Here is a 25,046-nt window from a genome sequence, read left to right as displayed (position 1 = left end):
TCTTGCTAGACATGAATGATTGGCATGCCAACAAAGCCGATGGATATGATCCATGAATTGACGACTTTGTTTCCGGAATATCCGGACGCTACTCCCCTTTGGGATTTCAAGAAATATTTGTTTATACGCTCATGATAAAGCCTGTTTCATCATTTGTCAACGCTTAACTTTTTTAACAAATTGAGAAATTTTTTCTGTTTTGACCCGCTGTTTTCTTCTCTTCAAAAACATCCAAAGAACGAGAAGCAACACAATGAATATACCGAGCGGCAGCATATATTGATCGAGAATGGAACCGACGCTTTTCCAATTTTCCCCGAGTTTCATTCCGAGGTATACGTAAGCAAATGTAATCGGCAGCATCGCTGCATATGTATAGAGAGAGAACACCCAGATATTCATCTTCGCAATGCCGCACGGCAAAGAAATCAGCGTCCTGACCCCCGGTATAAAACGGCCGCTGAACGCTACCAAACCTCCGTGCTTCTGAAAGAAATCATCTGATTTCTGCAGGGATTCGGGTTTTATCCATATGTACTTTCCATATTTCAGCAAAAACGGCCGACCGCCCAGCCTGCCGATCCCATATAAGACAAGCGGACCTGAAACACCGCCGAGCGAACCGGCAAACACGGCTCCGGCAAGCGTCATATCCCCTTTTGAGACCCAATAGCCCGCAAGCGGAAGAACAATTTCCGCCGGGATGAATTCTATACTGAGCGCCAAAAAAATTCCGGCGTAAGATAAGCTTTTAAACGCTTCAATTATTGATATGATGAAATCTTCGATGATCTATCACTCCCGGCTTACGTCTATATTCTGAAACTTAAGAATGATTTTAACACAAAACCTTGAGGCTGAAATATCTTTTAGACATGCCCGTTATAAATATGAGTCGTTTCAGATCGGCCCGCCTTTCTCCTGATTGCTCTTCTGGCGGCGGTTACATCACTTAAGATCTCCGGAAAAGTTACCCTTCGCGGTAAGCGGCGGCTGACCGGAATTCAGTTCATATGGGCAGTGCGTTTTGCCGGGATCTTTGCCATCGCCGAATCTGTTTTTATGGGAGCGGGAAATTCTCTCGGTCACTACATGGAAATGCGTGGGCATTTCCCGGGGAATGATTCTGTATAATTTTTTTGATCAACCATTGATGATTTTCGGGGACTTCAGCGATTTAAAGAACTTACCGATTCACATGCGATTTCCTTTTCAGCCGGCCATTACCGCATGAGGAAATAGAACAGCCGCTCCATGAACGCCGCATCACCCATAAGTTGCTACACATGGAACGGACCCGTTTATCCACAATAAAGACAAAAAGGAGTTTTTATTCATGCACACGATGTGGAAGGGTTCGATCAGTTTCGGCCTCGTCAATATCCCGGTCAAGCTTTTTGCGGCCACTGAAGATAAAGATATAAAATTCCGCAGTCTTCATAAAGAAGACCATGCGCCGATTAAATACGAAAAAATCTGCACCGGATGTGAAAAGAGTCTGGAGCCTGATGAAATCGTGAAAGGCTATGAGTATGTAAAAGGGAAATACGTCATTATGACAGACGAAGACTTGAAAGACGTAAAACAGGAACATGAAGAAAAAGCGGTTGAGATTGTTGACTTTGTCCAGCTGCAGGAAATCGATCCGATTTATTTTAACCGGTCATATTATGTCGGGCCGGGAGACAACGGCACAAAAGCCTATACACTTCTGCGGGAAGCGCTGAGGACGACGGGTAAAATCGGGATTGCCTCCATTACGATCCGCTCTAAACAGCAGCTTGCGATTCTTCGCGTGTATGACAACTGCATCGTGATGGAATCCATTCATTATCCGGATGAAGTCAGAAATGCCGGACATGTGCCGGGCGTTCCTGAGCAGACAGCCGTTAATGAAAAAGAGCTGCAGACGGCGATCACGTTAATTAATGAGCTGACAACCGAGTTTGACCCGGAACAATACGAAGACACATACCGGAAAGCCCTTCTCGCCAAAATTAACGATAAGCTCGAACATGAAGAAGCGGGCGTGACACCTGCTCCTGCCGGCCCGCGAGAAGATGTCATTGATCTTGTCAGCGCGCTTCAGGCAAGCATTGACCGGACGAAGCGGCCGAATCGCGAACAGGCTGCACCGGCACGGACAAAAGACACAGCGTCAGCAGGCGGCGGAGGCAAAAAGCAGAAGACGACCAGACAAAAAGCCGGAACGTCTTAATCATGGTGCTGACGATGCAGCCGATTTTGACCTCTGTACCGCCTGAAGGCAGTGAGTGGCGCTATGAGGTAAAGTATGACGGATTCCGCTGTCTTCTCCGCATAGACGAAAACGGTGTTACATTAACCAGCAGAAACGGACAGACGCTGACGAATCAATTTCCGGAGATCACGGCTTTTGCGGCCCGGTGTTTTCAGCACATGAAAGACAGGTTCCCCATTACGCTTGACGGAGAGCTTGTCTATTTAATCAATCCGTACAGGGCGGACTTTGAGCATCTTCAAATCCGCGGACGTTTAAAACGAACCGAAGCAATTAAAAGCACCGCTGAGAGACGGCCGTGCCGCTTTCTGGCATTTGATCTCCTCGTTCTGGAAGGCGCCGGCACCGTCTCATTACCGTATGTGAAACGGAAGCGCGCCCTTTCCAAACTGCTTAAAGAAGCAAATCTTCCCGCCTGCCCTCATCACTTAGCGGAAGAAGCAATTCAATACATTCCGGAGCACACTGACTTTGACGCGCTTTGGGACAAGGTCGTCCGCCATGACGGAGAAGGTATCGTAGCCAAAAGGACTTCCAGCGGATGGGCGGAAAATAAACGCTCTCCCGACTGGCAGAAGTATAAACATATGAAAACGGCTCATGTGCTATTAACCGGATTCAATCCGAAGAACGGGTATGTGACAGCCTCTGTTTTGAAAGACGGCATCGTCGTCCCGATCGCTTCCGTGTCCCACGGCATGCAGGCGGAAGAAAAAAACGCCGTCAGAACCATTATGGAGACCCACGGAAAAAAACAAAAAAGCGGCGAGTATACACTTGAGCCTTCTATCTGCATGACCGTGCAGTATTTAACCATATTGCAGGACACGCTGCGTGAAGTATCTTTTGTGTCCTTTCAGTTTGAAATGGATTGGACGGAATGCACGTATCAGCAGCTTATCCTCCGCTCTAAAACGCTGCCGCCGAAGCTGCAGTTCACAAGCCTGGATAAGATCGTTTTTAAAAAACATGAAAAAACGAAAGCAGATTTCCTTAGTTATATGGTGAAAATGAGCGATTTTCTTATGCCCTTTCTTAAAGATCGGGCCGTCACGGTGATCCGTTATCCGCACGGCGCGCCTGGCGAATCTTTCTTTCAAAAAAACAAACCGGACTACACGCCGGACTTTGTCTCAAGCGTGTTTGACGGGAGCCACGAGCACATCGTATGCAGCAGCATACCGTCACTTCTATGGCTGGCTAATCAGCTGGCGCTTGAATTTCACGTTCCGTTTCAGACAGTGCATTCTGAAAGGCCCGCAGAAATCGTCATTGATCTTGATCCTCCGTCAAGGAATGATTTTCCTATGGCAGTGGAGGCTGCGCATGTGCTGAAACAGCTGTTTGACTCATTCAGCATGACGTCATTCCCGAAGCTCTCCGGAAATAAAGGCATTCAGCTTTACATCCCGCTTTCACCGGAAGCATTCACCTATGAAGAAACCCGTGCTTTCACAATGCTCATCGCCGATTATTGCGTCAGGACACGCCCGGATCTTTTTACGACAGAGCGGTTTATCAAAAACCGAAACGGCAGGCTCTACCTAGATTATTTGCAGCATGCCGAAGGGAAAACCATTATCGCCCCCTATTCGACCCGGGGCAACGAATTGGGAACGGTTGCGGCTCCCCTTTATTGGAGCGAAGTCAACTCCTCTTTAACACCTGATGATTATACGATCGATACAGTAGTGAACCGCGTCAGGACAGAGGGAGATCCGTTTTATGATTTTTACCGGAATCCGCAGGACGGCCCGCTTTCAATCGTGCTTGAGCAAATCAAGAGAAAGAGCTGACGCTTTTGGTCAGCTCTTTTCAGTCTGATACGTGCACATCAATTTTTCTTTGGAAATAAATAAATAGCAGGAGTAAGGAATGTTTTTGAGGGTGAGCTGTTTTGCAGTAAAGTATAAAATCGGAAGATGGGCCGCTTTCTTAAACAGCCTGTAGCAGCCGCTGGACGGTTTTATCACATCAAAACCGAGTCTCGCCGCTCCTTTATGAAGCATTGTAATGCCGACGACTCCCTTAATCTCGTCTTTCCGTTTATGCTGGTTAATATAATCCGCTAAATGTGGCATGGATTGATATACCTTCTGATATAGCATAATCCCCCTTCTGACTGCGCTTTCAATAGGCTGCAGCTCTTTCAGGAGTTTGACATTATGAAGATGAATCTTAACTAACACGTCGTTTTTTTTAATTCTGGTTCCGTCGCTCAGGATGACTTCTTTTCCTTTATATCTAGTCAAACGGACGCGGAATACATTCGATTGCCGTTTATCAATCAGCGTCAGCCGGGTAAAGAAGAAATAAAGCGGATCAAGTAAGTACCATATAGACAGCAGACAGCTTCTCACATGTTCACCTTCTTTATATTCAAAGCACCCTCATATTTTGGCATGAGGCATGACACATTATGATTGGTAAATAATGATGCAGCCCTGTATCAGCTTATGCAAAAACCGCTTCAGGCTCTACTGTCCGAAACAAAAAAAAAAACACTCTTCATGAAGAAGAGTGTCTGTATCCGCTTTCTTTTAACGGAAAAGCAAATGCTGGCTGTGAATTCCTGCTTTTTTCAGTAAGGCTATCAGCTGTTCCTGTTCCTCAGGCATAAGTCCTGAAAACGCTCTCGCAATTCTCAATGAATGAATCGGATAAATTTTATCCAAATACTCGTTTCCTTTATCAGTTAAATGGGCGTAAACAGACCGTTTGTCCTTCGGGTCTTGTTCTCTGACCAAAAACCCGTTTCTTTCAAGCTTGTCGATGACATAGGTGACATTCCCGCTGACAAGCAAAAGACGCGACCCGATTTGCTGAAGCTTTTGCGGTCCTCTCGTATAGAGCAGCTCCAAAACGGCAAATTCAGTCGGATTAAAACCGTGTTCTTTACTGTCGCGGATGCTGTGTTCAGACACACTCTTGAAAGCCCTTGCAAAAACTTTGTACAAATTCATCGAACGCATCACTTCTTCTTCGTTAAATGATAATCTCATCATATCTACCCCGTATTTAAGATTTTTATAAAAAAATAATGTAAACCCTTACAATTCATAAGAGTCGTTCTTTGTTTTATATTCTATTCGTGCCGTTTTTCAGAATTCCTTCTTTTTTATATAAAAAAATACCCTTATACATCATTTAATTTGTATAAGGGTTCCGTTCTTTATAGGGAATGTTCCGAAAAAAATACGCGTATTCCTTTCTCAGCTCCGTAATTGTCATGGAATTAAGTATTTCTTTCGTATAGACTCCGATCTGCAGAAGCTTTTTGGAATAATGGTTTCTCTCTTTATCCAATGCATTTTGAAGCAAACGACTCATGACGGCCTCCTTTGTTTTCCGTTATTCTATGATCAGAATAACGCTTTTATATCAAAGACGTATAAAGCCATTGTAAAACTTCTGTAGATTATGATGTTTTTCGGTAAAGACCGTTCTGGACGGCTCTGAGCAGCGGAAAAGCGTGTTCCCCGGCAAGCTGCATGAACGCCTCCAGCATTTCATCGCGTTTCATATCTAATTCAATGATTTCTTTTGCCAGCGAAACCGCTTTTTCTTTCTCCATTCCTATCCTTCCTCCTCATTGTATCTGTACAATAAGCATAAAACGGGGCACAGAACCATGCATTAACCTTGTCAATTTTTCTGCCGCTTTTTTTCTAAAATTTTCTATTCCGCGTCAGAAAACCTGACAAGCGTCAGGTTTTTTCTCTTTTTTTCTTATATAATATGAGTAAAAGACATCCAGGGGTGGAAAAATGACGACAGACGAACAATCTTACAAAGATAAAAAAGTAATCTCGATCGGCATTGTAAGCGAATTAACCGGATTGTCAGTCAGACAGATCAGATACTATGAAGAACGGAAATTAATCTACCCGCAGCGATCATCACGGGGAACGAGAAAGTATTCCTTCGCGGACGTTGAGCGGCTGATGGATATTGCCAACAAGCGGGAAGACGGCGTGCAGACGGCTGAGATTTTAAAAGACATGCGGAAAAAAGAACAGGCTCTCAAAAACGACCCGCAGCTCCGCAAAAAAATGCTGGAAGGACAGCTTAATGCTCATTTTAAGTATAAAAACCGCTGATCAAAAAAGTCCGCCTCCTGTGAGACGGACTTTTTTTATAAAGCATGAAGAAATGCAGTTGCAATGCCGAAATAAATTAATAAGGACAAAATATCGTTCAGCGTCGTAATCAGCGGTCCTGACGCAATCGCCGGGTCAATGTTCAGTTTATGAAGAATAATAGGGACGATCGTTCCGGCCATCGTACCGATAATCAACGTTGCAAGCAGCGATGAACCGACGACAAAACCGAGCGTTAAGTCTTTCTGCCAGACGGTTGCGACGATCGTAATCGCGATCGCACAGACAATGCCGATGTAGATACCGGTTCTTAATTCACGGAAAATCAGTTTAAAAATGGTTTTTTTATTCATTTCTTCTTTAGCCAGTCCTCTGATGACGACGGCGAGTGACTGTGTGCCTGTATTACCCGTCGTTCCCGCGATCATCGGCATGAAAAACGCGAGGGCGACTACTTTTTGCAATGTATCTTCAAAATAATTCAGAATGCTTCCGGAAATCAATCCGATAAACAAAAGCAGAATGAGCCACGGCAAACGGCGGTACGCCGCCACGTATGCTTTCGTATCAAATGTAATCGCCTTACCGGAGGCTGCGAATTTTTCGTAATCTTCATCGGCTTCTTTAATCACGACGTCAATAATATCATCGACAGTGACAATACCGACAAGCACATTATTTTCTTCCACGATGGGAATGGCTAAAAAGTCATACCGCTGGATCAGCCGGGCGACTTCTTCCTGGTCTTGGAGCACCCCGGCCGAGATGACACGCGTAAACATGAGATCCTGCACTTTATCGTCAGGCTCGCCGAGAATTAAATCTCTGTAAGAGAGCACTCCGACAAGCTGCTTGCTGTCATTAATCACGTACAAATAATTTATTGATTCTGCGATTTCTGCAAAACTTTTCAGCTTCACGACCGCATCTTTTACTGTATAATGCTGCGGAATCCAGACGAAGCGGTTCGTCATCATCCGGCCCGCCGATTCTTGCGGATAGTTCATCAAAAGCTGTACGGCCTTTGATTCCTCAGCCTCCATACTGGATAAAAGCTGTTCTTTCAGTTCTTCATCCATCTCTTCAAGCAATGCGGCGAGATCGTCGTTATCCATTTTATTCATTGCGAGAGTGGCTTTCGTTTTACCGACCTTATGCAAAACGGCAAGCTGAAATTCCCGCTCCAGCTCTCCGATCATGTCGGTGATGTCATCAACCGTCATATATGACAGATAGCGGGCCCGGTGCTTTTCCGGCATTTCTTTAAATAAAAATGCCATGTCATAGGGCTGAAGCTCATCTATCATGTTTCGGAATTCTTTTATTTTTCCGTCCCGCAATAAAATGATAATGCGTAATATGAGTTCGTCATAGGTCATGTTTTGGACCATCGGGACTCGTACCTCCTTTACGGAGACGCGCCGTCCGTCAAGGGAAGTGCGGCGGTTTGTCTCCTCATCATGTCGTCACTGGTTATCTGGCTGTATATGGGTACTTCTTCTGACATACTCGAATGGGGAGAATCCATACTCCGCACCTCCTTATCATGCTCAGTCGTGTACGTTTTGAGGCATAAAAAAAACCTTCCGATATGAAGGCGAAAACAAGCACGGCAAATAAACGTGCGGGGCCTCCAATCGTAGAGCTTTAGCACTGTATGGCATAGGACAGCCATCCAGCTGCGTTAAGAATCACCTTATGTCGATGATTCCTGTTGACCCATTGGCGTCTTTGGACATTTTTGGGCAGCAGCGTATCTCCATACAGGAGCCTCACCTAACGAAGTTCTTATTTGAATTGACACACTGAGATTACAGAAAAAAAAGGAATGTGTCAACCTTAAATTTGTGATTTCAGCACATGCCTATAAAATAAACGGAATAAAGGCATAAAGCCCTTATTCCGGCAAATCGCTTTCATCCTCTTCTGAAAGGAAATGATAGGATTCATGCAGCATGAGCGCGTATTCCCCTTCTTTTGTCGGATGCGGTACATACTCAGCCTCGTTGATATACTGCTCTTCCCTTTTCTTCATATGACAGACCTCCTTCTCAATTTTAGATTGTCCAAAAGAAGCTCCGTTATCATAGGAAAGAAAAAATCACTTACGGAGAGGGACATGCAGCTATATTTTTCGGATCGTGAAAAAGTTCCTAAGCAGCCACGGGCCCGGTTTGAAACCGAGCGTTAATTGCCACGCGCCGATCGCCTGCAGTCCGAACTCCCGAACGAGAACCATTTTTTCACTCATGCTCCGTACATCCTCAAACCACACTTCATGCGTTCTTCCATTTTCATCAGTATACCGGAAGTAAGGGGAACGCTCCTGCTGGGAATAACGGATCATTGATTGATGCTTCATCGCCGTTTCCATGGCGCGCTGATTGGAGATGGCAGATCCGATCGTTCCGGGACGGTACGGAATCACCCAATCATACCCGTACAGCGGAACACCGAGAATCACTTTTCTTCTCGGCACCCTGCTGATGGCAAAATTGATCGTTTGCCTGACCTCTGTTAAAGGCGCCACGGGTCCCGGCTCACTGCCGGCGTGGTGCCAGTCGTACGCCATAATGAACATATAATCGACGACGGCTCCGATTCCGCCGTAATCATATCCCCTCAGCCACGGCACTGCATCACTTGTTTTCGCCGGAACCGATATCGTTAACGCGAGCTGATGCTCTGAAAGCCGGGTTTTTAACTGCCGGAGAAATCCTGTGAAGAGATCCCTGTCAGCTTCTCTGACCCGTTCAAAATCGATATTTACACCGCCGTATCCCTTTCTTACCGTTAAGGAGACGATATTGTTGACGAGATTCGTTCTTGCCGCCGGATTCTGCAGCACTTGATGGGCTAATTCCGGACTGAATCCCCCTTCTGTCAGATTCGTAATGACGGCAAGCGGGCGCACTCTGTTCTGCCATGTGGTTTCTATTGCGGTTCTGTCGTTTAAATCGTTCATGATATCTCCATTCGGGCCGAAATGATATTCAAACAAAGAAATCGCCGAAGAATACGGCGCAAAATCATTAATCAGCTCTCTATCCGCTTCAGGCGTCCGAATGACATAAAATTGCAGGGTTCCCGCAAGATAGTTAGAGATATCAGGGATCTTCACTTTCATACCCGTCCGCAGCCGGTTCGGCGGAATATCCGGGTTTGCCTGCATCAGCTGCATCTGCGGCACATAAGCCTTACCTGCGATAACGGCATACGTATCATTCGGCTGAACCGTATATTCATTAAGAGGGATTAAAAGCGCCTGCCCCGGAACGATATTCGTTTCCTCAAGCCCGTTGACGCTTCTGATGCTGTCAACAGGGTATCCGTACTTTCTGCTGATGGAAAATAACGAGTCGCCAGACTGCACTGTATGAACAAACATAGATGTCCTCCGTTTCCTTTTGATCAAAAGGGCTCTTCTTATCTTTATGAATGATCTTCCGGTCCGATTCCAAACTCTGTTCGGAGAAAGGCTGTTTACAAATCAGACATGATCAACTATGATGATGTCATTATAAAAAACTGTATAGGAAACGCACTAGGGGTGCTGTTATCGGCTGAGATAAAACATGCGGCAGGCGTGTTTTGATCCCTTATAACCCGATCTGGATAATACCAGCGTGGGGAAGTGCAGATTGACCGGAGCGCAGGGTTTTTCCCCATGCGTTTTCGTTCTGCTGCTGCATATTCCCTCGGATATGCAGTTTTTTATTTTTCATTAAAAAACGGGGGAGGACACCGCAATATGAAACTTACGATCAATCGTCTTTCGTAAAATCAACTCTTTCATACTTACGACTATCGATAAGAAAGCAGGAGATCACAATGAAAAATTGGAAAATGAGAGAAATTGTCGTCATGTCCGTCATCAGTGTTGTATTTGCTGTCATTTATTTAGTATCAACTCATGCAAGCAATATAGCGGCAGGATTTTTCGGCCGGATGAGCTACGAACCGATTTACGGTATCTGGTTTATCGTCTCGGTGATTGCCGCGTACATTATTCAAAAACCGGGAGCGGCTCTCGTTTCTGAAATCATCGCCGCGTTTGTGGAGTGCTTACTCGGAAATCCGTCAGGACCGATGGTGATTCTGATCGGGATCGCACAGGGAATCGGTGCGGAAGCGGTCTTTTTAGCGACACGCTGGCGGGTGTATACCCTGCCCGTGCTTCTTTTATCCGGTATGGGGTCTTCTGTGACAAGCTTCATTTATGACTTGTTCGTTTCCGGATACTCTGTTTTGAATCCGGGTTTATTAGCCGTCATGCTTCTCATCCGTCTGGTCTCAGGTGCGCTTCTTGCCGGCCTTCTCGGCAAAGCAATCAGTGATGCGCTGGCTTACACAGGAGTGCTGAACGGCATGGCGCTCGGAAAACAATTCAAGAAGAAAAAGAAACAGGTGAACCAAGATGCAGGCATCTGAACCCCTTCTATCCGCCGGCCGTCTTACCTTTTCTTATGATCAGGATGAAAAGCCGATTTTTCAAAACGTGTCCTTTCAGCTCCGCAAAGGAGAGCGGGCTTTATTGCTCGGGCCGAGCGGATGCGGCAAAAGCTCGCTCGCTCTCTGTTTAAACGGTCTGTACCCGGAAGCATGCGATGGGGTTCAATCGGGAACCGTTTCTTTATACGGAACACCTCTTTCACACCTGACAGAACCCGCCGCCAGATCCATCGGCGTCGTGTTTCAAGATCCGGACCAGCAGTTTTGCATGCTGACCGTTGAAGATGAAATCGCCTTCGGCCTGGAAAATTTGCAATATACAAAAGAAGATATGGACGCAATCATCGATGACGTTTTAGAAAAATTAGAGATCACTCATCTGAAAACGCGAACGATCGCTTCGCTGTCAGGCGGTTCAAAACAAAAAGTGGCGCTTGCCTGTATCATTGCAATGGAACCGGAACTCATTATTTTGGACGAACCGACGGCACAGCTTGATCCATATTCGGCACGTGAATTAGTGCGGCTGATCAAAGATCTTCAAGCAAAAAAAGGCTTCGGCCTTCTCGTTATCGAACATCAGCTTGATCACTGGGCGCCGTGGATGGACAGGACGATTGTCCTTGACGAAACGGGTCAGAAGGTGATGGACGGAGAGACAGACGTTATCTTTGAAACAAAGATTGAAGAGCTGATGCAGCTCGGCATTCCGATTCCGCGTGTGATCTCATTGCAGGAGCACGTCAGCATTCCTTTTACATTGTGTAAAGAAAATCTGTTTGACGAACCTGTACCATCTCTGCCCGAACCCCGGCCCGCCGCGCTTTCGGCAGAAGACGCGCTGAGCGTTCACGAACTGTCATTCTCAAGAGGAGCAGAAGTCATTTTTCAGGATGTGAGCTTTTCCGTAAAAAAAGGTTCAATCACCGCGATTGCCGGTCCTAACGGAACAGGAAAATCCACGCTCCTTTCTGCCGCGGCCAAGCTCATCCGTCCGCTGGGCGGAGACATCAAAATAGACGGCAGACCGATTGATTCCTATTCTGAAAAAGAGCTGCGGCGACAGATCGGATATGTTTTCCAGAATCCTGAACACCAGTTTGTCACAGATTCCGTCATTCAAGAGCTGATGTTCGGTTTTGAAAGCAACAGAGCCGCAAAGGAGAAAGCTCTTCAGCTGTTAACCCGATTCGGCATGAGACGCCATGCCTCACAGCATCCGTTTTCTTTAAGCCAAGGACAAAAACGCAGGCTCAGCGTCGCGACGATGCTTATGCACAATGTGAACGTTTTGATGCTTGATGAACCGACTTTCGGACAGGATGCCAAAACGGCGCGGGAGTGTATGCAAATGCTCCGTGAGATTCAAAAGGAAGGAACGGCTGTTTTGATGGTGACACACGATATGGAACTCGTCTCGGATTATGCCGACACGATCCTTGTGCTCTGCGGCACGAAGCTGGTGTACCGCGGAACGCCCGACTCATTGTTTTCTGATCATATCGGAATCGCGGAGCGGGCGCATTTAGCTTTGCCCCTGCGGTATGAATGGATGAAACACGACAGGAGGCGGAGAAATGAACTTGCGGCTGGAGGCTGTTAACCCGTCAATAAAGGCGGCGGCTGTATTGTTATGCGTCATTATGCTGTCATTTATTTATAATCCGTACACCCCTGCTTTGTTTTATATCATCATTGCGGGAGGCGTCCTCTCGGCGGGGCGTGTGCCGCTGAAAAAATGGCTGCTGTTCACGATTCCGTTTGTCATTCTGGCCTTCGGTTCTTTATGGACAGCCGCCGTATTCGGAAACGTCCCGACAACCGGGAGCAATCTGCTGTTTAAGCTCGGGCCGATTGCCGTCAACAGTGATAACGCGGCGCTCGGGATTTCTATCGCGTTTCGTATTTTATGTTTTTCCGCTTTGTCGATGATGTTTCTTTTCACAACCGATCCGATTCTGTTCATGCTCAGTCTGATTCAGCAGTGTAAGCTGCCGCCCAAGCTTGCATACGGCGTTATCGCGGGATTCCGGTTTCTCCCTCTTCTGAAAGATGAAATCCTGATCATCCGGCAGGCGCACAGAATCAGGGGTGCGGCGTCTGATTCCGGGCTGAAAGGAAAGCTCTCCGCCTTCAGGCGCTTCACCATTCCGCTATTGGCAGGCGCAATCAGAAAGGCGGAACGCACGGCCATCGCGATGGAATCTAAAGGCTTTACTGGGAGCCGAAACCGCACGTTTTACAGAACTGTTACTGTGCGCCGCGCCGACTGGTGCTTTTTCCTGCTCGTGCTTCTGTTATTCGGCGCAAGCTGGCTCATTTCATTGTTGTTTGTATAAAAACAGGCCGCCGGAGTGATTCGGCAGCCTGTTTTGTTATGTATGTTATTGATGATAATTGAGAGCCTGAGCGAGATTGGACTTGACCGTAATCTCTGAGAAATTAATGCCGAGCTGTACGGCGGTTTGAGCAATTTCCGGCCTGATTCCGGATAAAGTGGACGTGACGCCGATCAATTTCAGCGCCTCAATTAATTTAAAAATCTGATGCGCCACCATCGTATCGACAACCACTACACCCGACAGGTCAATTAACAGATGTTCAATCAGCCGTTTTGCACATGTGCTCAGCGTATTTTCAAGAATGAATTTGGCGCGCTCCGTGTCAATATCGCCGACAAGCGGCAGCAGCGCCGTCCGTTTGCTCAGCGTGATAACCGGCGAGCTTAACTCCAAAATCATTTCTCTTTGCGCATTCAGCTGCATTTTTGAGTTATGCTCAGTATGATCGACAAACGTGTAAATCGTAAAATCAAATACTTGTGCAATTAAATTCTCCCATTTCTTCCTTTCTCCCTCGGCAAACGAAGATTCATGTTTATCGGCAAACGCATCATAATAACTGATGTATAGTCTCCGGTTTCTCATGAATTCACGGACCACATACTGGACGGGAGTATCCAGATGCTTCTGGTCTTTCGCAAGCTCAATCACCCACCGCTCGAATTCTTCTAAAAATTCTTTTTCCGGCATGATATACATTTTATTAATATGCCGGTAAAATTCTTTATCCTGCTCCGTCAGTTCTTCTGTGATGACGGGATTTGTCAAAGAATAAATCGAATTCGGATCCGAATCTTCCATCGTTTCGATCCACTCTTTCGCAATTTGATCCACTTGTTCTGAAAAATAGCTGTATAACGCTTCATTTATCTTCATCTCTCTTCTCCTTTCCCATTTCCAATTATAGCGTCAGCGGGTCATGAATGAAAATGAAAGCTGTCAAACTATCCATTTATTTGAAATTTTTTAGTCCGATAGATTACGCCTTTTTTATGAAAATGCTTCAAATGACTCTTTCCGGCCGGCATGCTCTGCCATAAAATAGTAGCAACACCCTTGTATCCACTCGCAAGCATAAAAAAGGAGGGCTTTTTTATGAATGGTGAAATGCATTTGATTCCTTATGTCACGGATGAACAGATCATGGATGTGAACGAGCTTCCTGAGGGGATTAAAGTGATTAAGGCGCCAGAGTTGTGGGCAAAAGGGTTTAAAGGCAAGGATATTAAAATCGCGGTGCTTGACACAGGCTGCGACATCAATCATCCTGATTTGAAAGACCGGATTGTCGGCGGGAAAAACTTCACCGATGATGACGGAGGCAAAGAAGACGTGATTTCCGATTACAACGGACACGGGACACACGTTTCCGGAACGATTGCAGCCAATGATTCAAACGGCGGAATTTCGGGTGTCGCGCCGGAAGCAAGCCTTTTAATCGTTAAAGTTCTCGGCGGGAAAAACGGCAGCGGCAAATACGAATGGATTATTAACGGCATCAACTACGCCGTTGAACAAAAGGCGGACATTATTTCCATGTCACTCGGCGGGCCAAGCGATGTGCCTGAACTGAAAGAAGCGGTCACAAATGCGGTAAAAAGCGGTGTTCTGGTCGTTTGCGCGGCAGGAAACGAAGGCGACGGAGACGAGCGTACAGAGGAACTGTCGTATCCGGCCGCTTACAACGAAGTGATCGCAGTCGGATCAGTCTCAATCGCCCGTAAATCGTCTGAATTTTCAAACGCCAATAAAGAGATTGACCTGGTGGCTCCGGGAGAAAATATTCTCTCCACCCTTCCCAACCATAAATACGGGAAGCTGACGGGCACTTCAATGGCCGCCCCGCATGTGAGCGGAGCGCTTGCCTTAATAAAAGGGCTTGAACAGGACGCGTTTCAGCGGACGCTTTCTGAGGCTGAAGTCTACGCCCAGCTCGTGCGGCGGACCCTTCCTTTGGACATCGCCAAAACATTGGCCGGGAACGGATTTCTATATTTAGACGCGCCTGAAGTGCTGATGGAAAGAGCCGAACAGGCACAGCTGCTGTCTTTCTGATATTTTTCTCGTATAATGATTGATCAGTTTGTCACATCACCAATTTTTAAATTGTGAGATTTTCTATTGACAGTGATCTGAATAAGCTGATAAGATAACCAACAAATGATGTAACTTTTCAAAAAAATTGAAATACTTTCTCTTATCGAGAGTTGGGCGAGGGATTGGCCTTTTGACCCCAACAGCAACCGACCGTAATTCCATTGTGAAATGGGGCGCGTGATTTTTGCGCCGAGACGATTGTCTCATAAGGCACGGTGCTAATTCCATCAGACGTGATCTGAGAGATAAGAGAGGCTTGCATTTTGAAGTTAAAGCCTCTTTCTCTCATGAGAAAGAGGCTTTTTTGTTACATCTCACTTAAAGGAGGAGACTTAATGACAACAATCAAAACTTCGAACCTCGGTTTTCCGAGAATCGGCTTGAACAGAGAATGGAAAAAAGCACTTGAGGCTTATTGGAAAGGAAACACTGATAAAGAAACGTTTCTTAAAGAGCTTGACGGCTTATTCTTATCAGCTGTCAAAACACAGCTTGACCAACATATCGATATCGTGCCGGTCTCTGATTTCACTCATTATGATCATGTGCTTGATACCGCCGTCAGCTTTAACTGGATTCCGGAAAGATTCCGCAGCATCACGGATCCCGTTGATACATACTTTGCGATTGCCCGCGGTGTAAAAGACGCCGTTTCCAGTGAAATGACGAAATGGTTCAATACCAACTACCATTACATCGTTCCTGAATATGACGAAAGCATTGAATTCCGTCTGACGAGAAACAAACAGCTTGACGACTACCGCCGGATCAAAGAAGAATTCGGAGCGGAAACGAAACCTGTCATCGTCGGTCCGTATACATTCGTCACGCTTGCGAAAGGATACGAAGAATCAGAAGCGAAAGCGATTCAAAAACGCCTTGTTCCTCTTTATGTGCAGCTGCTGAAAGAGCTTGAAGCTGAAGGCGTCAAATGGGTTCAGATTGATGAGCCTGCCCTTGTGACAGCTTCCTCTGAAGACGTCCGCGCCGCCAAAGACCTCTATGAAGCGATCACAAAAGAGCTTTCAGGGCTGAATGTCCTCCTGCAGACATACTTCGATTCGGTTGATGCATATGAAGAACTCGTTTCTTATCCCGTACAGGGAATCGGACTTGATTTCGTGCATGATAAAGGCAGAAACCTTGAGCAATTGAAAAAGCACGGCTTCCCGAAAGATAAAGTGCTGGCAGCCGGTGTGGTCGACGGCCGGAACATTTGGAAAATCGATGTAGAAGAACGCCTTGATGCGGCTTTGGATATCCTCAGCCACGCTGATGTTGAGGAGTTATGGATTCAGCCTTCAAGCAGCCTTCTGCACGTGCCGGTGGCGAAACACCCTGACGAGCATCTTGAAAAGGATTTGCTGAACGGCCTGTCATACGCTAAAGAAAAACTGGCGGAACTCGGCGTCTTAAAAGAAGGGCTTCTGTCCGGCAAAGCGGCCGTCAGTGAGCAGATCGAAGAATCAAAAGCGGCACTTAAGGCTTTAAAAGCATTCGCAACAGGAGCGAACTCCGCTCAAAAAGAAGAGCTGAATCAGCTGACGGAAAAAGATTTCTCCCGTCCGGCAAGCTTTGAAGAACGATTGGCGCTGCAGAATGAATCACTCGGTCTTCCCCTTCTGCCGACGACGACAATCGGAAGCTTCCCTCAATCTGCCGAGGTGCGGAGCGCACGGCAAAAATGGCGGAAAAAAGATTGGACGGATGAACAGTACCAAGCCTTTATTAATGCGGAAACGAAGCGCTGGGTTGACATTCAGGAAGAAATCGGCTTAGACGTGCTCGTTCACGGAGAATTTGAGCGGACGGACATGGTGGAATACTTCGGTGAAAAGCTGGCCGGATTCGCCTTTACGAAATATGCATGGGTCCAGTCTTACGGTTCACGCTGCGTACGTCCGCCTGTTATTTTCGGAGATGTCGAATTTATCGAACCGATGACGGTAAAAGATACGGTCTACGCCCAATCGCTGACGGAAAAACACATGAAAGGCATGCTGACGGGACCTGTCACCATCTTAAACTGGTCATTCCCGCGTGTGGATATTTCAAGAAAAGAAATCGCCTTCCAGATCGGGCTTGCCCTCAGAAAAGAAGTAAAAGCGCTTGAAGATGCCGGTATTCAAATTATCCAAGTGGATGAACCCGCGCTCCGCGAAGGACTGCCGTTAAAAACGCAGGATTGGGATGAATATTTAACTTGGGCCGCAGAAGCATTCCGGTTAACGACGTCTTCTGTGCAAAATGAGACGCAGATTCATACGCATATGTGTTACAGCAACTTTGAAGATATCGTAGATACGATCAATGATCTTGACGCGGATGTCATTACAATCGAACACAGCAGAAGCCACGGAGGATTTTTAGAGTACCTGAAAGAACATCCTTACGTGAAAGGCCTCGGACTCGGTGTATACGACATTCACAGCCCGCGTGTGCCGGCAACTGAAGAAATCTATCAAATTATTGATGACGCGCTTGAGGTGTGTCCGACTGACCGCTTCTGGGTAAACCCGGACTGCGGACTGAAAACAAGACAGCAGGAAGAAACCGTTGCGGCATTAAAAAATATGGTCGACGCCGCGAAACAGGCACGAAAAAAACAAGCTCAGCTTGTATAATGAAAACAGCCATCCGTAAATTGCGGGTGGCTGTTTTTTCTGGGCGTGCTACTTATTCTGCAGCGCTTCTGCAAGTTCATACAATGAATCATACTGCTTAATTTGATAGCCCCGCCCCTCTTTTTGCAAATACCCTTTTTGGCAGAATTGCGTCAGCACATGCAAGAGATGACGGTAAGATACACCCAAATAATCACAGACCGTTACGTGCTTCTCTTTATAAACCCCTTTATAAGCCGTCTGCAAAATAAAATCAGCAAGCCGGTTTTCAAGCGGGAACGCCAGACTTTGTGAATATTTCGAAGCCATAAGCGTTGCCTTAGCACTTAAAAACTTAGCCAGCTCACGCAGGAATTTCGCATCCTGCAGCAATTGCGCGCGGCAGCGGTAAATAGGCAGAACAAAACAAACAGTCTTCGCTGAGGCTTGAATTCCTTTTGTGTAATACACTTCATGTAATAGTTCCATCTCTCCGATGTAATCATTTTTGTTGATAAAATTAATTAAAGAAACTTTCCCGTTTTGGTGGGTTACATATATTTTCGCTTTTCCTTCAATCACGTAAAACAGGAAGTCAGGCCTCCTGCCCTCTTGAATAATCCATTCGTCCCGCTCATATTCGCGCACTTCCATAAACTCTTCAGCGGGGAAAGAGAATAAATGCGCGATTGAGTGTTTTTTTAACTGATGCCGCTTTTTCTCGCCTTTATAAATTTCCATCGTCCACCCCAAAAATATGAGATATCTCATATTGTCTTTATGTCCTTACATGATAACATGCCAATTAAAGGAGGAACGGGAATGAAAGCATATCGCTGGATGAGTCTTCATTTTTTTAGTTTTTTTATGACATGGGGTGTTTTTCTGCCCTATTGGACGGGATGGATGGTGCATATAAAAGGGGTTTCCGTATCCGAAGCCAGTTTCATTATGAGTCTGGGCCTGGCGGCAAGAGGGATTTCCACATTATTTTTCTTCCCTTATTTATCAGGAAAATTCAGCAGCAAAGCCTTATTAAACGGCGCCAGAATCGGGACGCTTCTCGCACTTTTATGTTATATTCCCGCTGATTCTTTTCAAAGCCTGCTTCTTGTCACATTAGTGCTGCATGTGTTTTACCCGGCTTTAATGCCTGCTTTAGACAGCGCTTGCGGCGTCCTTGTACAGCATAACGAATTAAAGGCTTATGGGACTAGCCGACAGTGGGGATCCGCGGGTTTTGTTTCAGCCGGCGTCATCCTGTCCGTCTTTACAGGTATATTCGGAGACCAAGCGATTTTATGGGCACTGCTTTTGGGCGCCCTGATATTCACATCCCTAAGCTTTATGCATGCGCCAGCTGTTCTTTCAAAACGGCCGGAAACAGACCGCGCAAGAAAAGAGGGCATGTTTGCCTTATTCCGCATCAAATATTTCGGTCTGGTGCTCGCAATCGTTATCTTACTGCAGGCGGCACATGCATCTTACTACAATTACGGTTATCTCTTTTTGCAGGAAATCGATGCGCCCGCATATGCCATCGGAATCATCATCAACATCGCCGTTATCGCGGAGATTATTTTCTTTGCAATCGCTGACCGATACTTTCATCAATTTACGGCAGGCTCTTTGCTCGCCCTGGCGGCGCTTGGTGCTACCGTACGCTGGATACTCGTATTTGCCTTTCCGCATGTCATCATTTTCTGTCTTGCGCAGACGCTGCATGCCTGTTCATTCGCGATGGGACACTATGCATTTATGAAATACTTAATTAAAAATATTTCACCCGCGCAAATCCCGAAAGCCCAAGGTATATATTCAGCGCTTGCTCTCAGCTGGAGCACTGCGGTATTTACTATTTTCGGAGGTTTTTTATATGAAATTGAACCCCGGTATGCCTTTATCGGAATGATTGTTTGTACGATACCGTCCATGCTTCTCGCCCTTTTATACAGAAAACTTGAAATGAAAAAGAGCGTTTTTGCAGGAAACGCACAAGATATATAGCCATCGCTTTATAGACGATCACATGTCCCGCTGTCATTTTGACCGATTTTGTGAATGCTGTGCGATGTATTTTCTCTATATTTAAAGTATTTCCTTCATATATGATGAAATTAATGAAGAGAATTCGTTCAGAAACTTGGACAGAATCAGTGAATATAATGATACAGTACTGCTTACGCTCATTTTGGGGGAACTTTGTTCGCAATAAAATGATTTTCAGCCAACTCATAAGGAGGGACATTGTGTCACAGCCTAATATGCCCAATATCACCCCTGTCGTTACACTGTCCAGAGACGATACCATTAACCTTCTTCTTTCGTCAATTGCTATGGAAGAGCTGGGAATGGCACATATTCTGAATGCGGAAGGGGAAAAAATCCAATACGCGCTCGGAACGATCCCCGGATTAACAGGACCCCCGTCAAGTCTTGCGGATATTCTTAACCTGAATGAGAGCGTCCGGGATACGCTTGACAGCTTAATGAAACAGGAGCTCCTTCTCGGTTCAAAATTGGACAGTATCTCAAATATCCCTACACTGGCGGGACCGACTGGTGCCACGGGGCCGACGGGACCAGCCGGAGCGACGGGGCCAACAGGACCGACCGGGCCGACGGGGGTCACGGGTGCGGGTCTTCAAGGGATTGTTGCTTTTAATCCGCTGATCGCCCCTACTTACACGACCGGACAGGTTGTCTTGTATAACGGCAGCTCTTATGTCGCAAACGTAAACAGCCCGTCGGGAACCCCTGAAACCTCAGCTGACTATACACTTTTAGCTGCGGCGGGAAGCACCGGCGCTACTGGCTCCACAGGACCGACCGGAGTTACCGGGGCTACCGGCATTACAGGGCCTCCGGGAAGCACCGGAACAAGTCTGACAGCCACTTCCGGCTATGCGAGCAATACGGGCGGCGGTGTTGTCGCAGTTATTGTCGGCGGCACGGACATTTCCTTACCGAATGAACAAAACCTCTCAGCGGATATTACCGCTAATGCCGCAAATACTGTATTCACCGTTGCTCCGGCAGGACGGTACTATATTTCCTACCATATTAATTTAACGGCCGGCCTGCTAGTAAGTTCGCGCATCTTAATCAACGGCACTCCGGCTGCAAGTTCGATTATTGCCCCGGTCGCGTCTTTGGCAAGCTTCAATAACTCCTTTATTGTGACTTTGACAGCAGGCAGCACCATTCAGCTCCAGCTGTTCGGATTATTGGGTGCGGCCACATTGCTTAGAGGAAGTGCCGGCGCAGCTTTAAACATTATTCGATTATCTTAATGGAACATGCAAAAAAAGGATCAGGCGTTTGTCCGCTGATCCTTTTTTAATTGAGACAGAAGTTCTTGCGCGGGTTTAAATTGCGGATTGAATTTTACGGATTTTTTGGCGTAAGCGATGGCCGTCATATCATGGTTTAATGCAGCATGGCATTTCGCCATATAATAAAAAGCTCTGAAATCGGCGGCACCTTTTAAAATGAAGTGATCAGCGTTTTCTCCTTCAACCTGCGTTCCGGCTTCAAATGCTTTGATTGCCGCTCTGTACTTTTCCAAATGATATAATACAAGGCCTTTATAATAATGAAGATTGCTGTAATCAGGATAAAGCTTGAGCACTTTTTGAATCCCTTGTTCGGCTTCTTCATATCGCTTGAGCTCAAGCAATATTGTATATTTTAGAAAATACAGAAGAGACGGAGGCATTCGTTTCTCACTTAAAAATTGAAATATTGAGCCGTTGACAAGATGTAATGCTTTTTCATAGTCTTTTATTCTGTAACATTCACTTGCCAGATGATAGACTAGCCACGGATCAGGATTTTCCTCTGAAAGTTCTTCATTTAATATGCTGATATTCCGTTTATGTTTTTGTTTGATTTTTTCTTCCTGCTCCAAGTAGCCGTAGTGATGAATCACACATGGGAGCGTGAAAAAAGCATTGTTTTCTTCCTCATTGGGAGCCGAGATATTCTCGTGAATTCTGCCTTGATACAGAAGGCCTTTATGATTGCGGAACAGCCTCGGCTGCATGCTTTCAAACGCTTCGTTTTCATCGAGCTGCTTCCCCGTATAATTGATGATTTTCAAAAGTCCCCGGCTCGGTAATCCGTCATGAAGCAGCGAAGTTAAAAAACGGCCCGTCTCCTGATCGAGCTCTTCATCCGCGTCAAGCACTAATATCCAATCCCCTTCGGCATGCTGCAGGGCGTAATTTCTGGCCTTTGCGAAATCATTCTCCCATTCGAAACCAAACACTCTTGCCTGAAAGCTTTTGCATATATCTTTTGTATTATCTTGTGATCCGGTGTCTGCGATGACGATCTCATCAGCAATGTCTTGTACACTTGATAAACAACGGGAGATATATCTCTCCTCGTTTTTCACAATCATGCAAAGAGTCAGTTTACATTCAGCATTTCCGCTCATTTTCTCACCTTTCCCGATTTTGGAGTTGTTGATTGAACCAAGGCCGTCCAGGAGTGCCGTTCATCGTTATGATGACAGGCCGCACCCATCTGACGGCAGGTTCGGCAGTTGATTCTGCATCCCATTCCTGAAGCTGCCTGACAGCCCGCTTCGTAATGGGATGCGCCCGGAATTCGCGCGGGCTTTCACAAATGAATTTTTTCGTTCGTTCCGTCACTGTCTTCATTTCATGAAAGTGCCGCGCATACATCTGCTTCTGTTCTTCTTCCAAGCTGATCATTAAAAACAGCCGGCCGCCTGTTTCCATCTGCCAGCGGCACAATGCGGAGAACAGCCTGATTTCTTCTTTGTAATTTGAACCCCTTCTTTTATCCACGGTCACAGATAATATATTTAACAGCGCCATCGTGAGACAATGCAAGGCTTCAAAAGATGTCTGTTTCGCTTTTGAGATGCTCGGATACGGCATATGCTTCACCCGTCTCTTTTTTTATGAACGCTCCCCGCCTTTTTTCTTCCAATCGCAGTCCTCACAATCCCCGCACTCACAGCAGCCAATACGGCCGTAAAACAGGTCGTCACACGGATCTTCCGGATCACTGGGATCGTCCGGATTCCACGGGTCATCAGGATCGCCCGGATCACTCGGATTACTTGGGTCGTCCGGATTCCACGGGTCATCAGGATCACCGGGATCACTCGGATTACTTGGGTCGTCCGGATTCCACGGGTCATCAGGATCGCCTGGATCACTCGGATTACTTGGATCGTCCGGGTCTATACAGGCTTCAGCATCCTGTAAGTAGATAATGTCTTCAAGCTTCGTCTGCAAAAGGAGTTGTGATTTCATGACGGTGCGCAGGAGCCGTTCAGTGCTTCTATTGATTGATGATAATTCCCCTAAGGAGGGATCGCCGGAAGCGCTGAGAAACATTTGAATCCTTTCCGCTTCCGCCTGCAGAATATGGGATAGTCCGATTTCTTCCATAGCCACGGATGAAAGAAGGAGGTTCAGGGTCTCACATCTGGAGAGTGTAATGTCGGGGGTGATGTTCGGTATGTTTGGAAGAGTCATCGATTTCTCCCTCTTTTCTCTTGGTGTCATTATGCAAAAGTGCTATATCGTATTCTTATTCCGGGAGAGAAGAGATCATTACTGATGTTTTCGTTAATAAAATATCCCGGATATGAAATCCGGGATATTCGTTCGTTTCTTTATTTCAATTCAAGTTTGACGTCTACATTTCCTCTTGTTGCTTTTGAATACGGACAGAACTCGTGAGCGGCGTGCACCAGCTTCTCCGCCGTTTCTTTATCAAGATCTTTTGTATCAATGACGAGCGTTACGCCGATTTTGTAACCCCCGTCACTCTCATCTTTTAAAAGGCTGACCTGTCCTTCAATTTCAGAGGTCATGTCGATTTTTTGTTTTTGGGCGGCGAGTTCAAGCGCTCCCCCGAAGCAGGCAGCATATCCTGCCGCAAAGAGCTGTTCAGGGTTTGTGCCGGTTTCTCCGTCTTTTTTTGCATTCGGCATGATGATGTCAAAGTCCAGCACCCCGTCTTCGGATTTAATATGTCCTGCTCGTCCGCCGACTGCGGTCGCTTTTGAAGTAAATAATGCCATTATTATCAGCCTCCTCATTGTACTTACTGTATATATTGCCCCTGCTCATATTTTTAAACATGATTGCAATAGGAAATGGGCCGTTTTTCGGCTACAATAGGGGTAACGTTAACAAAAAAGAGTTGGTGAAAGAAGTAATGGCAGAAAAAGATTTTGAACATATGAAACTGGAGAATCAGCTTTGTTTTTTGCTGTACGCAAGCTCAAGGGAAATGACGAAACGGTACAAACCGCTGCTTGATAAGCTCAACGTAACTTATCCCCAGTATTTGGCGCTGCTTTTATTATGGGAGCACGAAGAACTGAATGTGAAACGGATGGGTGAGCTTTTGCACCTGGATTCCGGAACGCTGACACCGATGCTGAAACGGATGGAGCAGCACGGAATCATCATGAGAAAGCGGTCGGCTGAAGACGAGCGATCCGTGACGATCAGGCTCACAGATGAAGGACGGGCCTTGCAGAATACAGCGGCGGATATCCCCATTGCCATGCTGGAACAGACGGGACTGTCAAAAGAGGAATTAAAGCAGGTAAAACAGTCGCTTTATGAGGTTTTGAAAACGCTGCACGGCAAAAAATAAGGATGCCCCGAATGGGCATCCTTATTTTTATTCTGCTGCCAGAAGCTTCACTTCAATATTTCCCGCTGTCGCTTTTGAATACGGGCACACACCGTGCGCTTTTTGGATAAGGGCTTCAAGCTCCTGTTTCTCAATGCCGGAAGCTTTGACCTCAAGGGTGACGCCGAGTTTATATCCTTGGTCGCTTTCATCTTTCAGCAGACTGACATGCGCAGTGACCTCTGTTTCAATACTCAGACGCTCTTTTCTTGCTACGAGTTGAAGAGCGCTGTCAAAGCAGGCTGAATATCCTGCGGCAAACAGCTGTTCAGGGTTTGTGGCTTGTTCGAGCTTTTTTGCTCTTGGCGTTCCCGGCATGGCAACATCAAGATTCAGCACCCCGTCAGAAGACGTGACTTTCCCTTCACGTCCGCCTGCGGCTGAAACGGTTGCAGTAAATAATGGTTTTGTCATATAAATTCACCTCTATTATATTGTGTACAATTTAATTTTACGAAATATAATGGAAACCGTCAATCTTTCCGCATAAAAAAAGCTTACC

26 protein-coding genes and 3 riboswitches are annotated in these 25,046 nt (G+C 46.3%); of the genes, 11 read left to right on the top strand and 15 right to left on the bottom strand.

Features of this window, described 5'->3' with window-relative positions; all coding sequences use genetic code 11:
• Window positions 1-156: 156 nt before the first annotated feature.
• Window positions 157-792, bottom strand: coding sequence for a DedA family protein (locus tag L3V45_RS06615; RefSeq protein ID WP_371745798.1), 636 nt, complete (start codon window positions 790-792; stop codon window positions 157-159).
• A gap of 544 nt (window positions 793-1,336) precedes the next feature.
• Here L3V45_RS06615 and ku point away from each other — a divergent pair.
• Entirely contained in the window at window positions 1,337-2,218 is an 882-nt protein-coding gene (ku, locus tag L3V45_RS06610) for a non-homologous end joining protein Ku (protein ID WP_003154722.1), read from the top strand.
• Between the two features lie 2 nt (window positions 2,219-2,220).
• The gene (locus L3V45_RS06605) at window positions 2,221-4,056 is read left to right on the top strand and encodes a DNA ligase D (protein ID WP_107994420.1); all 1,836 of its coding nucleotides are present in this window, start codon (window positions 2,221-2,223) and stop codon (window positions 4,054-4,056) included.
• A gap of 9 nt (window positions 4,057-4,065) precedes the next feature.
• Here L3V45_RS06605 and L3V45_RS06600 read toward each other — a convergent pair whose 3' ends face one another.
• The 4 genes from L3V45_RS06600 to L3V45_RS06585 form a co-directional block, all read right to left on the bottom strand.
• A complete protein-coding gene (locus tag L3V45_RS06600) occupies window positions 4,066-4,620 on the bottom strand; it encodes a YkoP family protein (RefSeq protein WP_003154727.1) in 555 nt (184 codons plus the stop codon).
• Window positions 4,621-4,800: 180 nt separating this feature from the next.
• On the bottom strand, window positions 4,801-5,265 hold the full coding sequence (locus L3V45_RS06595) for a MarR family winged helix-turn-helix transcriptional regulator (protein ID WP_007610911.1): 465 nt from the start codon (window positions 5,263-5,265) through the stop codon (window positions 4,801-4,803).
• Window positions 5,266-5,407: 142 nt separating this feature from the next.
• The gene (locus L3V45_RS06590; RefSeq protein ID WP_003154731.1) at window positions 5,408-5,590 is read right to left on the bottom strand and encodes a Fur-regulated basic protein FbpA; all 183 of its coding nucleotides are present in this window, start codon (window positions 5,588-5,590) and stop codon (window positions 5,408-5,410) included.
• Between the two features lie 88 nt (window positions 5,591-5,678).
• Window positions 5,679-5,834, bottom strand: a complete 156-nt coding sequence (locus L3V45_RS06585; RefSeq protein ID WP_003154733.1) for a hypothetical protein — start codon at window positions 5,832-5,834, stop codon at window positions 5,679-5,681.
• Between the two features lie 193 nt (window positions 5,835-6,027).
• Here L3V45_RS06585 and tnrA point away from each other — a divergent pair, with 193 nt between their 5' ends.
• Entirely contained in the window at window positions 6,028-6,360 is a 333-nt protein-coding gene (gene tnrA / locus L3V45_RS06580; protein WP_003154734.1) for a MerR family transcriptional regulator, read from the top strand.
• 35 nt (window positions 6,361-6,395) lie between these two features.
• Here the strand turns inward: tnrA and mgtE are convergent, their stop codons facing one another.
• The 3 genes from mgtE to L3V45_RS06565 form a co-directional block, all read right to left on the bottom strand.
• Window positions 6,396-7,751: a magnesium transporter gene (gene mgtE / locus L3V45_RS06575; protein WP_014304888.1), complete on the bottom strand. Its 1,356-nt coding sequence runs from the start codon at window positions 7,749-7,751 to the stop codon at window positions 6,396-6,398.
• Window positions 7,752-7,985: 234 nt separating this feature from the next.
• Window positions 7,986-8,151: riboswitch (M-box (ykoK) riboswitch) on the bottom strand.
• A 106-nt stretch (window positions 8,152-8,257) separates the two neighbouring features.
• Window positions 8,258-8,395 carry a transcriptional regulator SplA domain-containing protein gene (locus L3V45_RS06570; RefSeq protein ID WP_003154740.1) on the bottom strand — a complete coding sequence of 46 codons (138 nt, stop codon included), beginning with the start codon at window positions 8,393-8,395 and terminating at the stop codon, window positions 8,258-8,260.
• Between the two features lie 90 nt (window positions 8,396-8,485).
• Window positions 8,486-9,748, bottom strand: a complete 1,263-nt coding sequence (locus tag L3V45_RS06565) for a glycoside hydrolase family 18 protein (protein WP_003154742.1) — start codon at window positions 9,746-9,748, stop codon at window positions 8,486-8,488.
• Window positions 9,749-9,896: 148 nt separating this feature from the next.
• Window positions 9,897-10,010: riboswitch (TPP riboswitch) on the top strand.
• Between the two features lie 181 nt (window positions 10,011-10,191).
• On the opposite strand from L3V45_RS06565, the gene L3V45_RS06560 reads away from it, so the two are divergent.
• The 3 genes from L3V45_RS06560 to L3V45_RS06550 are packed head-to-tail and all read left to right on the top strand — an operon-like array spanning window position 10,192 to window position 13,151.
• Window positions 10,192-10,791 carry an ECF transporter S component gene (locus L3V45_RS06560; RefSeq protein ID WP_003154744.1) on the top strand — a complete coding sequence of 200 codons (600 nt, stop codon included), beginning with the start codon at window positions 10,192-10,194 and terminating at the stop codon, window positions 10,789-10,791.
• Window positions 10,778-12,415, top strand: a complete 1,638-nt coding sequence (locus tag L3V45_RS06555; protein ID WP_048367181.1) for an ABC transporter ATP-binding protein — start codon at window positions 10,778-10,780, stop codon at window positions 12,413-12,415. The genes L3V45_RS06560 and L3V45_RS06555 overlap by 14 nt, the downstream gene beginning before the upstream one ends.
• Window positions 12,390-13,151 (top strand): energy-coupling factor transporter transmembrane component T family protein, encoded by a 762-nt coding sequence (locus tag L3V45_RS06550; protein ID WP_022553447.1) that lies wholly within the window; start codon window positions 12,390-12,392, stop codon window positions 13,149-13,151. Before L3V45_RS06555 ends, L3V45_RS06550 begins: the two co-directional genes overlap by 26 nt.
• A 45-nt stretch (window positions 13,152-13,196) precedes the next feature.
• Here L3V45_RS06550 and L3V45_RS06545 read toward each other — a convergent pair whose 3' ends face one another.
• Entirely contained in the window at window positions 13,197-14,030 is an 834-nt protein-coding gene (locus tag L3V45_RS06545) for an STAS domain-containing protein (RefSeq protein WP_236837311.1), read from the bottom strand.
• Window positions 14,031-14,249: 219 nt separating this feature from the next.
• Between L3V45_RS06545 and L3V45_RS06540 the strand changes: the two genes are divergently transcribed.
• Window positions 14,250-15,209, top strand: coding sequence for a S8 family peptidase (locus L3V45_RS06540; protein WP_014304883.1), 960 nt, complete (start codon window positions 14,250-14,252; stop codon window positions 15,207-15,209).
• Between the two features lie 139 nt (window positions 15,210-15,348).
• A riboswitch (SAM riboswitch) is annotated at window positions 15,349-15,503 on the top strand.
• A gap of 83 nt (window positions 15,504-15,586) precedes the next feature.
• Window positions 15,587-17,875 carry a 5-methyltetrahydropteroyltriglutamate--homocysteine S-methyltransferase gene (gene metE, locus L3V45_RS06535; RefSeq protein WP_003154751.1) on the top strand — a complete coding sequence of 763 codons (2,289 nt, stop codon included), beginning with the start codon at window positions 15,587-15,589 and terminating at the stop codon, window positions 17,873-17,875.
• Window positions 17,876-17,923: 48 nt separating this feature from the next.
• Here the strand turns inward: metE and yeiL are convergent, their stop codons facing one another.
• Complete coding sequence (gene yeiL, locus L3V45_RS06530) at window positions 17,924-18,595, bottom strand: transcriptional regulator YeiL (RefSeq protein ID WP_003154752.1); 672 nt, start codon at window positions 18,593-18,595, stop codon at window positions 17,924-17,926.
• An 81-nt stretch (window positions 18,596-18,676) separates the two neighbouring features.
• On the opposite strand from yeiL, the gene L3V45_RS06525 reads away from it, so the two are divergent.
• Together L3V45_RS06525 and L3V45_RS06520 are read left to right on the top strand one after the other, a co-directional pair.
• Window positions 18,677-19,861 (top strand): MFS transporter, encoded by a 1,185-nt coding sequence (locus tag L3V45_RS06525; RefSeq protein ID WP_236837310.1) that lies wholly within the window; start codon window positions 18,677-18,679, stop codon window positions 19,859-19,861.
• A 242-nt stretch (window positions 19,862-20,103) separates the two neighbouring features.
• Window positions 20,104-21,147 carry a BclA C-terminal domain-containing protein gene (locus L3V45_RS06520; protein ID WP_088005370.1) on the top strand — a complete coding sequence of 348 codons (1,044 nt, stop codon included), beginning with the start codon at window positions 20,104-20,106 and terminating at the stop codon, window positions 21,145-21,147.
• A 20-nt stretch (window positions 21,148-21,167) separates the two neighbouring features.
• On the opposite strand, the gene L3V45_RS06515 is transcribed toward L3V45_RS06520, so the two are convergent.
• The 4 genes from L3V45_RS06515 to L3V45_RS06500 all read right to left on the bottom strand — a co-directional run bounded on the left by L3V45_RS06515 (window position 21,168) and on the right by L3V45_RS06500 (window position 23,921).
• Window positions 21,168-22,295 (bottom strand): glycosyltransferase, encoded by a 1,128-nt coding sequence (locus L3V45_RS06515; RefSeq protein ID WP_236837309.1) that lies wholly within the window; start codon window positions 22,293-22,295, stop codon window positions 21,168-21,170.
• A 4-nt stretch (window positions 22,296-22,299) separates the two neighbouring features.
• Window positions 22,300-22,764, bottom strand: coding sequence for a hypothetical protein (locus L3V45_RS06510; protein ID WP_003154756.1), 465 nt, complete (start codon window positions 22,762-22,764; stop codon window positions 22,300-22,302).
• Between the two features lie 21 nt (window positions 22,765-22,785).
• Window positions 22,786-23,370, bottom strand: a complete 585-nt coding sequence (locus L3V45_RS06505) for an alpha-helical endospore appendage domain-containing protein (RefSeq protein WP_025851750.1) — start codon at window positions 23,368-23,370, stop codon at window positions 22,786-22,788.
• A gap of 140 nt (window positions 23,371-23,510) precedes the next feature.
• Window positions 23,511-23,921 carry an organic hydroperoxide resistance protein OhrB gene (locus L3V45_RS06500; RefSeq protein ID WP_003154758.1) on the bottom strand — a complete coding sequence of 137 codons (411 nt, stop codon included), beginning with the start codon at window positions 23,919-23,921 and terminating at the stop codon, window positions 23,511-23,513.
• Window positions 23,922-24,058: 137 nt separating this feature from the next.
• Between L3V45_RS06500 and L3V45_RS06495 the strand changes: the two genes are divergently transcribed.
• Complete coding sequence (locus L3V45_RS06495; RefSeq protein WP_014304877.1) at window positions 24,059-24,505, top strand: MarR family winged helix-turn-helix transcriptional regulator; 447 nt, start codon at window positions 24,059-24,061, stop codon at window positions 24,503-24,505.
• A 27-nt stretch (window positions 24,506-24,532) separates the two neighbouring features.
• Here L3V45_RS06495 and L3V45_RS06490 read toward each other — a convergent pair whose 3' ends face one another.
• Entirely contained in the window at window positions 24,533-24,958 is a 426-nt protein-coding gene (locus L3V45_RS06490; RefSeq protein WP_014304876.1) for an organic hydroperoxide resistance protein, read from the bottom strand.
• Window positions 24,959-25,046 lie beyond the last annotated feature (88 nt).

Origin of the sequence: Bacillus sp. R45, assembly GCF_021729365.1 — a bacterium.
In the GTDB taxonomy this organism is placed as follows: Bacteria; Bacillota; Bacilli; order Bacillales; family Bacillaceae; genus Bacillus; species Bacillus velezensis.
This window is presented reverse-complemented; position numbering and strand designations above follow the sequence as displayed.

Excerpts from the sequence above, each read along its gene's own strand:
- ku (WP_003154722.1), top strand. The coding sequence starts at position 1,337 with ATGCACACGATGTGGAAGGGTTCGATCAGTTTCGGCCTCGTCAATATC.
- L3V45_RS06605 (WP_107994420.1), top strand. The coding sequence starts at position 2,221 with ATGGTGCTGACGATGCAGCCGATTTTGACCTCTGTACCGCCTGAAGGC.
- L3V45_RS06595 (WP_007610911.1), bottom strand. The coding sequence starts at position 5,265 with ATGATGAGATTATCATTTAACGAAGAAGAAGTGATGCGTTCGATGAAT.
- L3V45_RS06590 (WP_003154731.1), bottom strand. The coding sequence starts at position 5,590 with ATGAGTCGTTTGCTTCAAAATGCATTGGATAAAGAGAGAAACCATTAT.
- L3V45_RS06585 (WP_003154733.1), bottom strand. The coding sequence starts at position 5,834 with ATGGAGAAAGAAAAAGCGGTTTCGCTGGCAAAAGAAATCATTGAATTA.
- tnrA (WP_003154734.1), top strand. The coding sequence starts at position 6,028 with ATGACGACAGACGAACAATCTTACAAAGATAAAAAAGTAATCTCGATC.
- mgtE (WP_014304888.1), bottom strand. The coding sequence starts at position 7,751 with ATGGTCCAAAACATGACCTATGACGAACTCATATTACGCATTATCATT.
- L3V45_RS06570 (WP_003154740.1), bottom strand. The coding sequence starts at position 8,395 with ATGAAGAAAAGGGAAGAGCAGTATATCAACGAGGCTGAGTATGTACCG.
- L3V45_RS06565 (WP_003154742.1), bottom strand. The coding sequence starts at position 9,748 with ATGTTTGTTCATACAGTGCAGTCTGGCGACTCGTTATTTTCCATCAGC.
- L3V45_RS06560 (WP_003154744.1), top strand. The coding sequence starts at position 10,192 with ATGAAAAATTGGAAAATGAGAGAAATTGTCGTCATGTCCGTCATCAGT.
- L3V45_RS06555 (WP_048367181.1), top strand. The coding sequence starts at position 10,778 with ATGCAGGCATCTGAACCCCTTCTATCCGCCGGCCGTCTTACCTTTTCT.
- L3V45_RS06550 (WP_022553447.1), top strand. The coding sequence starts at position 12,390 with ATGAACTTGCGGCTGGAGGCTGTTAACCCGTCAATAAAGGCGGCGGCT.
- L3V45_RS06545 (WP_236837311.1), bottom strand. The coding sequence starts at position 14,030 with ATGAAGATAAATGAAGCGTTATACAGCTATTTTTCAGAACAAGTGGAT.
- L3V45_RS06540 (WP_014304883.1), top strand. The coding sequence starts at position 14,250 with ATGAATGGTGAAATGCATTTGATTCCTTATGTCACGGATGAACAGATC.
- metE (WP_003154751.1), top strand. The coding sequence starts at position 15,587 with ATGACAACAATCAAAACTTCGAACCTCGGTTTTCCGAGAATCGGCTTG.
- yeiL (WP_003154752.1), bottom strand. The coding sequence starts at position 18,595 with ATGGAAATTTATAAAGGCGAGAAAAAGCGGCATCAGTTAAAAAAACAC.
- L3V45_RS06525 (WP_236837310.1), top strand. The coding sequence starts at position 18,677 with ATGAAAGCATATCGCTGGATGAGTCTTCATTTTTTTAGTTTTTTTATG.
- L3V45_RS06515 (WP_236837309.1), bottom strand. The coding sequence starts at position 22,295 with ATGAGCGGAAATGCTGAATGTAAACTGACTCTTTGCATGATTGTGAAA.
- L3V45_RS06510 (WP_003154756.1), bottom strand. The coding sequence starts at position 22,764 with ATGCCGTATCCGAGCATCTCAAAAGCGAAACAGACATCTTTTGAAGCC.
- L3V45_RS06505 (WP_025851750.1), bottom strand. The coding sequence starts at position 23,370 with ATGACTCTTCCAAACATACCGAACATCACCCCCGACATTACACTCTCC.
- L3V45_RS06500 (WP_003154758.1), bottom strand. The coding sequence starts at position 23,921 with ATGGCATTATTTACTTCAAAAGCGACCGCAGTCGGCGGACGAGCAGGA.
- L3V45_RS06495 (WP_014304877.1), top strand. The coding sequence starts at position 24,059 with ATGGCAGAAAAAGATTTTGAACATATGAAACTGGAGAATCAGCTTTGT.
- L3V45_RS06490 (WP_014304876.1), bottom strand. The coding sequence starts at position 24,958 with ATGACAAAACCATTATTTACTGCAACCGTTTCAGCCGCAGGCGGACGT.